This window comes from Pararhodobacter sp., from assembly GCF_034676545.1.
GTDB lineage: Bacteria > Pseudomonadota > Alphaproteobacteria > Rhodobacterales > Rhodobacteraceae > Pararhodobacter.
On record NZ_JAUCBZ010000015.1, the window covers coordinates 3,805,660 to 3,817,501 of the forward strand.

Consider the following 11,842-nt stretch of genomic DNA (forward strand, 5'->3'; position numbering starts at 1 on the left):
GGTGCCGGCAATTTTCAGGTAGATCGCCGAGTGATCCAGACGGCGCAGCAACCATTCTCTGGCCCGGCCAAACCCCGAGGTTTCGCCGATGTTATAGAGCGCCGAGAACAAGATCATCGCGAACAGGGCCGCGCCATAGATTGACACCCCGGTCACCGAGGCGGCGTCGCCGCGATAGAGCGCGGTCAAAACGATCAAAACCGGCACCGCCATCAAGACCAGCGACAGCCCCGCGACATGCACGACCGCATCCGAGACCTTCTCGGCCCGCGTATAGGCCTTTTGAAACGCCTCTGTCATTTGCTCTGCCCTTTGGATGATTGCCCCAAGGTTACGCGGCTTTTGCGGAACCATCAATGCCGACGCGGGGGCAAGTCTGACGGCAAAGGATCACCGTTTGGTAAACAGGCGTCCTTTTTCGTGACGCCACGCCTGACTTGACGTGCGTGGCAAGGTGGCGGCATTGCGGGGACTGACCCCGACCGCGTGACCAGAGGCCGTGCCCATGTACCCTGTTATCCGACTGATCAAAGAGCGCTATCAACATGGCGCGCGTCCGCTTGGCCTGTTTGAACCCCATGTTTCAACGCATATTTGCTGGCCGTGGGATCTGGACCCGTGGATGGAATTGAACAATGGGCGCACCCTGACGCTGTATGATCTGGGCCGCATTCCGTTGATGATCCGCACGGGCTTTATTGCGGCGATAAGGGCGCGCGGTTGGGGGATGACGGTGGCCGGGTCGCATGTGCGGTATCGGCAGCGCATTCGGATGTTTCAACGCTTCGAGATGCACAGCCGGGTTGTGGGCTGGGACCACCGTTTCGTGTATCTCGACCAGTCCATGTGGCGCAACGGCGTGGCGCTGAACAACCTGCTGGTGCGCATCGCCGCGACGCAGCCCTCGGGCATTCTGCCACCCGCGCAGTTGATGGCCCAGATGGGGTGCACCGATCTGGAGGGGCCTGCATTGCCGGAGTGGGTGCAGGCGTGGATCGCCGCCGATGCGCAGCGCCCCTGGCCGCCGCAGATTTCAGCCTGACGAGCGCCGCCCATCACCCCGAAGCAAAACGCGACGCCCCCGCGAATTCGGCCTTTTCTTTTCGGTTTCGCGGATTATAGTCGCCCGCATGGAATGCACGCGCCCCCCTTTTGCGTCTGAATCGCAACCGGCCTTTGCCGGTCACGGGATTGGTCTGCGCGGCCTGCTGCTGCTTGGCAGCCTCTGAGCGTGCCCTTGGGCGCGACCGCTCAGAGGTAGCCAGCGCCCATGTCACACCACAGGCACATTGCTAAGACACTCCGGAAGCACGAGAAATCCCATGACTGACAAGACACAACAAGACCGCGTATTGATCTTTGACACGACCTTGCGCGACGGCGAGCAATCGCCCGGCGCCACCATGAGCCACGAAGAAAAGCTGGAAATCGCGCAGTTGCTGGACGATATGGGCGTCGATATCATCGAGGCCGGGTTCCCGATTGCCTCGGATGGCGATTTCGAGGCGGTTTCGGCGATAGCCGCGCAATCGAAAAACGCGGTGATCTGCGGTCTGGCGCGCGCCAGCACCAACGACATCGACCGCTGCTGGGAGGCGGTGAAACACGCCGCCCGCCCGCGCATTCACACGTTTATCGGCACCTCGCCGCTGCACCGCGACATCACCGCGCTGGACCAGGAGCAGATGGTCGAAAAGATCCAGGCGACCGTCGCCCATGCGCGCAATCTGTGCGGCGATGTGCAATGGTCGCCGATGGATGCCACGCGCACCGAGCATGACTATCTGTGCCGCGTGGTCGAAGCGGCGATCAAATCAGGCGCCACGACGATCAACATCCCCGACACGGTGGGCTACACCGCGCCGCGCGAATCCGCCGACCTGATCCGCATGTTGCTGGAGCGGGTGCCGGGCGCCGACGAGATCATCTTTGCCACGCATTGCCACAACGATCTGGGCATGGCGACGGCGAATGCCTTGGCGGCGGTCGAGGCCGGCGCGCGGCAAATCGAGTGCACGATCAACGGCTTGGGCGAGCGTGCCGGCAACACCGCGCTGGAGGAGGTGGTGATGGCGATGCGGGTGCGCAACGATATCATGCCGTACCGGACCGGCATCGACACCACCAAGATCATGCATCTGAGCCGCCGGGTCAGTCAGGTTTCCGGCTTTGCGGTGCAGTTCAACAAGGCGGTGGTCGGCAAGAACGCGTTTCTGCACGAAAGCGGCATCCATCAGGATGGCGTGCTGAAAAACGTGCAGACCTTCGAGATCATGCGCCCGGAAGATATCGGGCTGAATGCCAAGAATATCGCCTTGGGCAAACATTCGGGCCGCGCGGCGCTGCGCGCGAAACTGGGGGAATTGGGCTATGAGTTGGGTGACAACCAGCTCAAGGACGTGTTCGTGCGCTTCAAGGCGTTGGCCGACCGCAAGAAGGAAGTCTATGACGACGACCTGATCGCGCTGCTGGCCGATGCCTCGGCGTCGGCGGCGGATGATCACCTGCAGGTGCGCAAGCTGCGCGTGGTCTGCGGCACCGAAGGCCCGCAAGAGGCCGAATTGACGCTGGCGGTGGCAGGTGTCGAGCAGTTTGTCGATGCCACCGGCGACGGGCCTGTCGATGCGGTGTTCAACGCCGTCAAGATGATCTACCCGCATGGCGCGAAACTGGACCTTTATCAGGTGCAAGCCGTGACCGAGGGGACCGATGCGCAGGCGACGGTCTCGGTACGGCTGAGCCTGGATGGACGGGTGTTCACCGGGCAATCGGCGGATACGGACACGGTGGTGGCCTCGGCCAAGGCCTATGTGAACGCGCTGAACCGACTGCACGCGGGTCAGGGGCGGCCCAGCAACTCGGCGCTGATGCAATCGGCGAGTTGAGCGGAACAGGGGGGGGGCGCGCGTCCCCCCCGCCTTGCCGGCACACATGCGCGCCCGTGATTCCAAGATGAGTATTTTTTGCAAGATGAAGGGGCAAGATGACCGCAACGTGACACACGGGGCGGCAGATTAGCGCCTATAAGCGGGCAGTCGACCCTTTACGCCAACACTCCACCAAGCCTATAACGACGCCGAATGCCCCCGCCTGTGCGGGGGTGTCGTGCTATTTTATTGGAAAGCCGCGCAATGTTTGGACTCAGGGGCCTGTTTTCGTCAGATATGGCGATCGATTTGGGCACAGCGAATACGCTTGTCTACGTCAAGGGCCGGGGCATCATCTTGAATGAGCCGTCGGTCGTCGCCTATCATGTGAAAGATGGCCGCAAGCAGGTTTTGGCCGTTGGCGAGGATGCCAAGCTGATGTTGGGCCGCACGCCGGGCAGTATCGAGGCGATCCGCCCGATGCGCGACGGGGTCATTGCCGATTTCGACGTGGCCGAGGAAATGATCAAGCATTTCATCCGCAAGGTGACGCGTCGCTCAACCTTTTCAAAGCCCAAGGTCATTGTCTGCGTGCCCTATGGCGCCACCCCGGTCGAGAAACGTGCGATCCGGCAGTCGGTCCTGTCGGCGGGTGCGCGGCGCGCTGGCCTGATCTCGGAGCCCATTGCGGCGGCGATTGGCGCGGGGATGCCGATCACCGATCCGACCGGCTCGATGGTGGTCGATATCGGCGGCGGAACAACCGAGGTTGCGGTGCTGTCCTTGGGGGACATTGTCTATGCGCGTTCGGTGCGCGTCGGTGGCGACCGGATGGACGAGGCGATCATCAGCTATTTGCGCCGCCATCAGAACCTGCTGATCGGCAAATCAACGGCCGAGCGGATCAAGACCACCATCGGCACGGCGCGGATGCCCGACGACGGGCGCGGCAAGGTCATGCAGATCCGCGGCCGCGACCTGCTGAACGGCGTGCCCAAGGAAATCGAGATCACGCAGGGCCAGGTGGCCGAGGCGCTGTCGGAAACCGTGCAGACGATCTGCGAGGCGGTGATGATCGCGCTGGAGACCACGCCGCCCGATCTGGCGGCGGATATCGTCGACCGGGGCGTGATGCTGACCGGTGGCGGCGCGCTGCTGGGTGATCTGGATCTGGCGCTGCGCGAGCAGACCGGGTTGATCATCACCGTGGCCGACCAATCGTTGAACTGCGTGGCGTTGGGAACCGGCAAGGCGCTGGAATACGAAAAGCAGCTGCGCCACGCCATCGATTACGACAGCTGACCGAGAGGTCCGCCGAGAGGGATCGACGTGCCAAGCGACCGCAACAACGAGGCCGATTTTGCCCGCCCGGTACGCCGCCTTGTTCTGGCGGTACTGGCGATCTTCCTGCTGGGGCTGTTCCTGCTGTGGCGCATCGACAGCCCGCGCGTGGAGCGGTTCCGCAGTGCGGTGGTCGATACCGTCGTGCCGAACATGGATTGGGCGATGGCGCCGGTCACGCAACTGGCGCGCATGGTCGAGGATTTCCGCAGTTATACCCGGATTTATGAACAGAACCAAGAGCTTCGCCGCGAGTTGCAGCAAATGCGGGCATGGCGGGAAGCGGCGTTGCAACTGGAGCAACGCAACGCGCAATTGCTGGATATGGCGCGGGTACGGCTGGACCCGCAACTGACGCATGTGACGGGCGTTGTCATGGCGGATTCGGGCTCGCCGTATCGCCAGTCGGTGCTGCTGAACGTCGGCGCGCGCGATGGTATCGTCGATGGCTGGGCGGTGATGGATGGGCTTGGTGTGGCAGGGCGCATTGCCGGCGTGGGGGATCGCTCGTCGCGGGTGATCCTGCTGACCGATTCCAACAGTCGCGTGCCGGTGATGGTACAGCCGTCCGGGCAGCGCGCGTTGCTGAGCGGCGACAACAGCCCGGTGCCGGTGCTGGAATTTGTTGACAATGCCGATGCGTTGCGCCCGGGCGACCGGGTGGTCAGTGCCTCGGATGGTGGGGTTTTTCCGCCCGGCCTGCTGGTCGGTGAGGTGGTGCAAGGCAGCGACGGGCGGTTGCGGGTGATGCTGGCGGCGGATTACGGGCGGCTGGATTTCCTGCGGATTCTGCGCTCGCGCCCGGCGGAACGCATCGAGCAATCCGGCACATTGCTGCGCCCGCTGGATGCCAGCGGCACGCCGCTCGATCCGGTCACGGGTCTGCCGTTCAGGCCGGATACGCCCGAAGACACATCGGATACGATGACCGAAACCGTGGCACCGGTTCCGGCGCTGCCGATTCCCGGCGGCGCTGAGGGTGGCGCGAATGAATGAGTTCCTGCGCTGGGATACGCTGGTCAGCCTGGGGTTGTGGCTGCTGATCGCCGGCTTGACGATCCTGATTCGCATGCTGCCCCTGTCGATCCCCGAAGGCAGCCTGCCCCGCCCCGATTTCTTGCTGACATTGACGCTGGCCTGGGTACTGCGCCGCCCCGCGCATTTGCCCGCCATCGCCATCGTCGCGGTGTTCCTGATCGAGGATCTCTTTCTGTTTCGTCCGCCCGGCCTTTGGGCGCTGATGGTGCTGGCGGGCACGGAGTTCCTGCGGCGGCGGCAGTCGGTGGTGCGCGAGATGCATATCTTTCTGGAATGGGCGCTGGTCTCGGCGGTGATCGTGGCGATGTTTGTCGGAAATCGGCTGGGTCTTGTGATTGTGATGAGCCCACGCCCCCCGCTTGACTTGAGCCTCATCCAACTTGTCTTCACACTGGCCTCGTATCCGCTGGTGGTCTGGGGCCTGCAAAGTCTGTTGCGGGTGCGCAAGGCCGCGACTGGCGAGGTTGATGATTTGGGTCGCAAAGTATGAAACGCCCGCCAAAGGAAGCCGAAGAAAGCGCCCGCAAGATTTCGCGGCGCGCGGCGCTGCTGGGCGGCGTGCAACTGGCGTTTGCCGGCGTGCTGGTGCTGCGGATGCGCTCGTTGCAATTGGGTCAGGCCGAGGAATACCGGCTTCTGGCCGAGGAAAACCGCATCAACATCCGGCTTTTGCCGCCCTCTCGCGGGCTGATCCTGGATCGCAATGGCGCGGTGCTGGCCGGAAACGTGCAGAACTATCGGATCGTGCTGGTGCGCGAGGATGCCGGCGACGCGCGCCCGGCGCTGGACCGTCTGGCGCAGCTTATCGCCCTGTCGGAAGAGGACATCATCCGCGCCGAGCGTGAGATCATGCGGCATCGGCCGTTTGTTCCGGTGACGATCATCGACCAGTTGAACTGGGAAGAGGTGGCGCGGGTGGCCGCCAACGCCCCCGCCCTGCCCGGTATCACGCCCGAGGTTGGCCTGACCCGGTTCTATCCGTTTGGCGCCGATTTCGCGCATTCCGTGGGCTATGTCGGTCCGGTGTCCGAACGGGACCTTGCCGCCCGCGAGAACCCGGACCCCTTGCTGATGATCCCGCGCTTTCAGATCGGCAAGATCGGCGTCGAGCGCGAGATGGAGGAACACCTGCGCGGCAGCGCCGGGCATCGGCGCATCGAGGTGAACGCGGTTGGCCGCGAGATGCGCGAACTCGACCGCCAGGAGGGCGACCCCGGTGTGAACGTGCAACTGACGCTGGATCGCCAGTTGCAGGCCTTCTGTCTGGCGCGGCTGGGCGAGGAAAGCGCCTCGGCGGTGGTGATGGAGATCGCCAGCGGCAATATTCTGGCGCTGGCCTCGGCACCGTCATTCGATGCCAATCTGTTCGTGCGCGGCATTTCGGTGGCGGATTACGCAGGACTGCGCGACAACGACCATCGCCCGATGTCGAACAAGGCGGTGCAGGGTGCCTATCCGCCCGGCTCGACCTTCAAGATGGTCACGGCGCTGGCCGCCTACGAAGACGGTCTGGCCACCCCCGAGGAGCGGATTTTCTGCCCCGGGCATCTGGAAGTCAGCGGTCGGCGCTTTCACTGCTGGAACCGCGGGGGCCATGGCCGCGTGAACCTGATCTCGGCGCTGGCGGAAAGCTGCGATGTCTATTTTTACGAGATGGCGCAACGGGTTGGCATCGACAGCATCAACGCCATGTCCGAGCGCCTGGGGCTGGGTGTGCGCTATGATCTGCCCTTGTCCGGCGTGTCGAGCGGGCTGAACCCGTCGCGCGAATGGAAGCGTGAGCGGCGTGATGCCGAGTGGGTGGTCGGCGATACGATCAACGCCTCGATCGGGCAGGGATTTGTGCTGACCACACCGCTGCAACTGGCGGTGATGACCGCGCGCCTTGCCACCAACCGGGCGATCCTGCCGCGGCTGGTGCATACGATTGACGATGTTGAACAACCGATCCCCGAGCAACCCACGCTGGGCCTGTCGGCGGCGGCCTTGGCGCAGGTTCGGCGCGGGATGTGGGAAGTGTCGAACGGCAACCGCGGCACGGCCTATTCGTCGCGCATTGTCGATGCGGCGCTGCAAATGGCCGGGAAAACCGGCACCAGCCAGGTGTTTTCGATCACCACCGCCGAACGCGAGGCGGGCATCCGGCGGCAGGATCAACTGGCGTGGAACCGCCGCGATCACGCGCTGTTCGTGGCCTTTGCCCCCGCCGAAACGCCGCGTTACGCGGTGTCGGTTGTGGTGGAACATGGCGGCGGTGGTTCGTCGGTCGCCGCCCCTATCGCCCGCGATATCATCCTTGCCGCGCAGAATGGCGGGCTGCCCCCGCTGGAGGCCTATCCGCAGTCGCAGCGCAATCGCATTAAATCGATGATCCGCGAGATCACCGACCGTATCGGCCCTGCCGCCGATCCGCACGCCAGGCGGAGCCGCGCATGAGCTATCTTGAATACAACGTCAAACACACGCCGACCGGCCTGTCCAAGGTGCTTTATATCAACTGGGCGCTGGTGGTGCTGCTGACGGCGGTGGCCTGCGTCGGTTTCCTGCAGCTGTATTCGGTGGCGGGCGGTGATTTCGACCGCTGGGCCGAGCCACAGATGGAACGCTACGGCTTGGCGCTGGCGGCGATGTTCGTCGTCGGGTTCGTGCCGCTCTGGTTCTGGCGCAGCATGGCCGCGATTGGCTATACGGTGTCGGTGGTGCTGCTGCTGGGCGTCGAGTTCTTCGGCTCGGTCGGCATGGGCGCGCAACGCTGGCTGGAACTCGGGCCGATCCGCCTGCAACCCTCGGAAATGACCAAGATCACCGTGATCATGGCGATGGCGGCCTATTACGACTGGCTTGACACGCGCCGGGTCTCGAACCCGATCTGGGTCGCGGTGGCGGTTCTCCTGATCGCCGTTCCCGCATTCCTGGTGCTCAAGCAGCCGGATCTTGGCACCGCGCTGTTGATCCTGGGTGGCGGCGGCATGGTGATGTTTTTCGCCGGCGTCAGCCTGTGGTATTTCGGCGGGGTGATCGGGGCGGGCGCGGCGTTGATTGCGCTGGTCTTCACCTCGCGCGGGACGTCCTGGCAACTGCTGCGCGACTATCAGTTCCGCCGGATCGACGCGTTTCTGGACCCGACGCTGGACCCGCTGGGCAGCTCGTATCACATCAATCAGGCGATGATCGCGCTGGGCTCGGGCGGCTGGTCGGGGCGTGGCTTCATGCAGGGCACGCAATCGCGGCTGAACTTCCTGCCCGAGAAACACACCGACTTCATCTTCAACACCCTGGCCGAGGAATTCGGCTTTATCGGCTCGGTGTTCCTGCTGGTCCTGTATATCGCGATTCTGGCGACCTGCGTGATTGCCGCGATGAAAAGCAAGAACCGCTTTGCCTCGCTGCTGATCCTGGGCATCGCGGGCAACTTTTTCCTGTATTTCGCGGTGAATATGGCGATGGTGATGGGGCTTGCCCCGGTGGTCGGGGTGCCGCTGCCGCTGGTGTCCTATGGAGGGTCGGCGATGCTGATGATCCTGATCGGCTTTGGACTGGTGCAAAGCGCCTGCGTGCATCGCCCAAGGGAGCGCGCATGACGACGATCCTGTTTGCTGCCGGGCAACGGCTTTGGCCGACATGGGAGGCACCGTTGCGCAAGGCTCTGGCCGAGGCCGGGGTGGAGGCCACGCTGACGCTGAACGCCGCGCCCGCCGATGTCGATGTGATGATCTACGCTCCCGGCGGCGATACGCCCGCTGATTTCACGCCCTTTGTTACCTGCAAACTGGTGCAGAGCCTGTGGGCCGGGGTCGAGCGGATCGTGACCATCCCGACGTTGACGCAACCCCTGTGCCGCATGGTTGATCCCGGCTTGACACAGGGCATGGTGGAATATGTCGTCGGCCATGTGCTGCGCGCCCATCTGGGGATTGACGCGGTGCTGGCGGCGCAAAACGGGCAATGGCGGCCGGTGATCCCGCCGCTGGCCTCGGATCGGCCGGTGGCGATGCTGGGGCTTGGGGCCTTGGGCACGGCTTGTGGGCAGGCGTTGGCGGCGCTGGGGTTCGAGGTTCTGGGCTGGAGCCGCACCGCGAAAGCCCATGATGCGATCGCCTGTCACCACGGCGACGCGGGTCTGCGCGCGGTGCTGGAGCGGGCGCAGATCGTGGTCACTTTGCTGCCTGCGACCAAAGCCACGGACTGCATTCTGAACGAGCAAACGCTGGCCTGGTTGCCGCGTGGCGCGTCGCTTATCAACCCCGGGCGCGGCAGTTTGATTGACGATGACGCCTTGCTGGTGGCGCTGGACTCGGGGCAGGTCGCGCAGGCCACGCTGGACGTGTTTCGCACCGAACCCCTGCCGCAAGCGCACCCCTATTGGGCGCACCCGCGTGTCACGGTCACACCCCATATTGCCGCCGACACGCGCCCCGCAACGGCCGCGCGGCTGGTCGCCGAGAATGTGCGGCGGATGCTGGCGGGCGAGGAATTGTTGCACCGGGTTGATCGGCGCGCCGGATATTAGGCCACGCGGCGTAACCCGCGCAGCGCCGCCCCACCGCCCAGCACCCCGGCAAAAAACGCCGCGGCGGCGGTGACGATGCTGGGCCCGGTCGGCGTGTCGTAGGTCAACGAGGCGGAGAGCCCCGCCAGAACCGCGACAACCGCCAGCGCAACCGAGGCCACGGCCATCACCTCGGGCGAGCGGGCGAAAACGCGGGCGGTGGCGGGCGGAATGATCAGCATCGCGGCGATCAGCAACGCCCCGACCACCTTGAGCCCCACGGCCACGGTGATCGCCAGCGCCAGCGTCAGGATCAACCGCTCGCGGGCCGGGTTCAGGCCAAGGCTGCGCGCCAGATCCTCGCTGATGGTGGTGGCCAGCAGCGCCTCCCAGCGCCAGACCAGCAGACTGACAACCAACGCCGCCCCCGCCGCCATGACCCACAGATCGGCGGTCGTCACGGTCAGGATATCGCCGAACAGATAGACCGACAGATCGACGCGCACACCGGGCAGGAACGACACCGCCACCAACCCCAACGCCAGCGCGGAATGCGCCAGAACGCCCAAAGTGGTGTCCATCGCCCAGCCGCGCCCGGCCAGTGCGGCGACGATCACCGCCATCGCCAAGGCCGTGGTCAGGGTTCCGGCAAAGATCGACACGTCAAAGGCCAGCGCCAGGGCCACGCCAAGGATCGCCGCGTGCGAGGTGGCATCACCGAAATAGGCCATGCGCCGCCAGACGACAAAGCAGCCCAGCGGCCCGGCGGCAAAGGCCACCAACAGCCCGGCGATCAGCGCGCGCAGCATGAAATCATCCATGATCATGGTCGCAAGCCTCGCCGTGCGTGTGTTCAGGGTGGTCCGCGCCGTGGTCGTGGTGGTGCTGATAAAGCGCCAGCGCACCGCCCGTACCAAGGCCAAACAGCGCGCGATATTCCGGCGCGTTCGACACCACCGAGGGCGCGCCCTCGCAGCAAATATGGCCGTTGAGGCAGATCACCCGGTCCGAGGCGCTCATCACCACATGCAGATCATGGCTGACCGAGAGCACCGCGCAGCCGATCTCGCGGCGCACGTCCTCGATCAGCCGATAAAAGGCGGCGGTGCCGGGTTGGTCCAGGCCCTGCGTCGGCTCATCCAGCACCAGAATTTGCGGCGCGCCCGCCAGCGCGCGGGCCAGCAGAACCCGCTGGAATTGGCCGCCCGACAGGGTGCCAAGTTCGCGCTTTGCCAGATCCGGCACCCCGGTGCGCGCCAGAAGATCGGCGACTTGGGCATCCGTCAGTTTGCGATCCAGCCGCAGGAACCGCGCCACCGACAAGGGCAGGCTGGGGTCCAGATGCAGTTTTTGCGGGACATAGCCGATGCGCAGCCCGCGCGCGCGCCGAACGGTGCCCTTGGCTGGGGCGATCATGCCCAGAAGCGCGCGCACCAAGGTTGATTTGCCCGAGCCATTGGGGCCGACAATGGTGACGATCTCGCCGGGTTTCAGGGTGAAATTGATGTTGCGCAACACGGGTGCGGCGCGGCCATAGGCGACGCTCAGTCCCTCGGCCCGGATCAATTCGTCGGTCATGCGCGACCCTCTGACTGGCCCTCTGACTGGCCCTCTGTGCGGCAGTTGGGACACAGGCCCAGCGCCTCGATATTCACCCGCTCGACGGTGAACCCCGAGGTGCCGGCACTGGCTTCAAGGGTTTCGCGCAGCGGTTCGGCCCGCGATTTCCGCCACGCGTGAGCACGCCCTGCAGATCAGGAACGCGGCGTGATGATCCTCGCCGGGATGAGCGCAGGCGGTGAAGGCATTGAGCCGCCGAATGCGATGCGCCAGACCGTTATCCACCAGAAAATCGAGCGCCCGGTACGCGACCGGGGGTTGATGCCCGAAACCGTCGGCCACCAGCCGCTCCAGCACGTCATAGGCCCCCATCGCCCGGTGACGCTCCAACAGAATCTCCAGCGTGCGCCGGCGCACCGGGGTCAGGCGCAACCCGCGATCCGCAACCACCGCCTCGGCGCGGGTTATGGCGCCCGCGATGCAATGATGGTGGTCATGCGGCACGAAGGCAGCGGTTTCTGGCTTTGACATGGGGTCCGTTCAAACC

10 protein-coding genes and 2 pseudogenes are annotated in these 11,842 nt (G+C 64.8%); 8 read left to right on the top strand and 4 right to left on the bottom strand.

All coding sequences use genetic code 11. The features are described from left to right. Positions 1–3 precede the first annotated feature (3 nt). Positions 4–354: pseudogene (locus VDQ28_RS22155) on the bottom strand (hemolysin III family protein); the annotation flags it as partial. Positions 355–505: 151 nt separating this feature from the next. Between VDQ28_RS22155 and VDQ28_RS22160 the strand changes: the two are divergent. The 8 genes from VDQ28_RS22160 to VDQ28_RS22195 all read left to right on the top strand — a co-directional run bounded on the left by VDQ28_RS22160 (position 506) and on the right by VDQ28_RS22195 (position 9,756). After that, positions 506–1,042 (top strand): acyl-CoA thioesterase, encoded by a 537-nt coding sequence (locus VDQ28_RS22160; protein ID WP_323037995.1) that lies wholly within the window; start codon positions 506–508, stop codon positions 1,040–1,042. A 280-nt stretch (positions 1,043–1,322) separates the two neighbouring features. Beyond that, the gene (locus VDQ28_RS22165) at positions 1,323–2,885 is read left to right on the top strand and encodes a 2-isopropylmalate synthase (RefSeq protein ID WP_323037996.1); all 1,563 of its coding nucleotides are present in this window, start codon (positions 1,323–1,325) and stop codon (positions 2,883–2,885) included. Positions 2,886–3,131: 246 nt separating this feature from the next. Beyond that, on the top strand, positions 3,132–4,169 hold the full coding sequence (locus VDQ28_RS22170) for a rod shape-determining protein (protein ID WP_323037997.1): 1,038 nt from the start codon (positions 3,132–3,134) through the stop codon (positions 4,167–4,169). A 27-nt stretch (positions 4,170–4,196) separates the two neighbouring features. Then, a complete protein-coding gene (gene mreC, locus VDQ28_RS22175) occupies positions 4,197–5,204 on the top strand; it encodes a rod shape-determining protein MreC (protein WP_323037998.1) in 1,008 nt (335 codons plus the stop codon). Further along, a complete protein-coding gene (locus VDQ28_RS22180) occupies positions 5,197–5,736 on the top strand; it encodes a rod shape-determining protein MreD (protein ID WP_323037999.1) in 540 nt (179 codons plus the stop codon). The genes mreC and VDQ28_RS22180 overlap by 8 nt, the downstream gene beginning before the upstream one ends. Then, positions 5,733–7,682: a penicillin-binding protein 2 gene (gene mrdA / locus VDQ28_RS22185; RefSeq protein ID WP_323038000.1), complete on the top strand. Its 1,950-nt coding sequence runs from the start codon at positions 5,733–5,735 to the stop codon at positions 7,680–7,682. Before VDQ28_RS22180 ends, mrdA begins: the two co-directional genes overlap by 4 nt. Then, positions 7,679–8,827 (top strand): rod shape-determining protein RodA, encoded by a 1,149-nt coding sequence (gene rodA / locus VDQ28_RS22190; RefSeq protein WP_323038001.1) that lies wholly within the window; start codon positions 7,679–7,681, stop codon positions 8,825–8,827. Before mrdA ends, rodA begins: the two co-directional genes overlap by 4 nt. Beyond that, positions 8,824–9,756: a glyoxylate/hydroxypyruvate reductase A gene (locus VDQ28_RS22195; protein WP_323038002.1), complete on the top strand. Its 933-nt coding sequence runs from the start codon at positions 8,824–8,826 to the stop codon at positions 9,754–9,756. The genes rodA and VDQ28_RS22195 overlap by 4 nt, the downstream gene beginning before the upstream one ends. On the opposite strand, the gene VDQ28_RS22200 is transcribed toward VDQ28_RS22195, so the two are convergent. The 3 genes and pseudogenes from VDQ28_RS22200 to VDQ28_RS22210 form a co-directional block, all read right to left on the bottom strand. Beyond that, entirely contained in the window at positions 9,753–10,559 is an 807-nt protein-coding gene (locus VDQ28_RS22200; RefSeq protein WP_323038183.1) for a metal ABC transporter permease, read from the bottom strand. The two genes, VDQ28_RS22195 and VDQ28_RS22200, sit on opposite strands and share 4 nt — an antisense overlap. Beyond that, complete coding sequence (locus VDQ28_RS22205) at positions 10,549–11,313, bottom strand: metal ABC transporter ATP-binding protein (RefSeq protein WP_323038003.1); 765 nt, start codon at positions 11,311–11,313, stop codon at positions 10,549–10,551. The genes VDQ28_RS22200 and VDQ28_RS22205 overlap by 11 nt, the downstream gene beginning before the upstream one ends. Beyond that, positions 11,310–11,826, bottom strand: a pseudogene (locus VDQ28_RS22210) (Fur family transcriptional regulator). Before VDQ28_RS22210 ends, VDQ28_RS22205 begins: the two are co-directional and overlap by 4 nt. Between the last annotated feature and the right edge of the window lie 16 nt (positions 11,827–11,842).

Excerpts from the sequence above, each read along its gene's own strand:
- rodA (WP_323038001.1), top strand. The coding sequence starts at position 7,679 with ATGAGCTATCTTGAATACAACGTCAAACACACGCCGACCGGCCTGTCC.
- VDQ28_RS22160 (WP_323037995.1), top strand. The coding sequence starts at position 506 with ATGTACCCTGTTATCCGACTGATCAAAGAGCGCTATCAACATGGCGCG.
- VDQ28_RS22195 (WP_323038002.1), top strand. The coding sequence starts at position 8,824 with ATGACGACGATCCTGTTTGCTGCCGGGCAACGGCTTTGGCCGACATGG.
- VDQ28_RS22205 (WP_323038003.1), bottom strand. The coding sequence starts at position 11,313 with ATGACCGACGAATTGATCCGGGCCGAGGGACTGAGCGTCGCCTATGGC.
- mrdA (WP_323038000.1), top strand. The coding sequence starts at position 5,733 with ATGAAACGCCCGCCAAAGGAAGCCGAAGAAAGCGCCCGCAAGATTTCG.
- VDQ28_RS22180 (WP_323037999.1), top strand. The coding sequence starts at position 5,197 with ATGAATGAGTTCCTGCGCTGGGATACGCTGGTCAGCCTGGGGTTGTGG.
- VDQ28_RS22165 (WP_323037996.1), top strand. The coding sequence starts at position 1,323 with ATGACTGACAAGACACAACAAGACCGCGTATTGATCTTTGACACGACC.
- VDQ28_RS22170 (WP_323037997.1), top strand. The coding sequence starts at position 3,132 with ATGTTTGGACTCAGGGGCCTGTTTTCGTCAGATATGGCGATCGATTTG.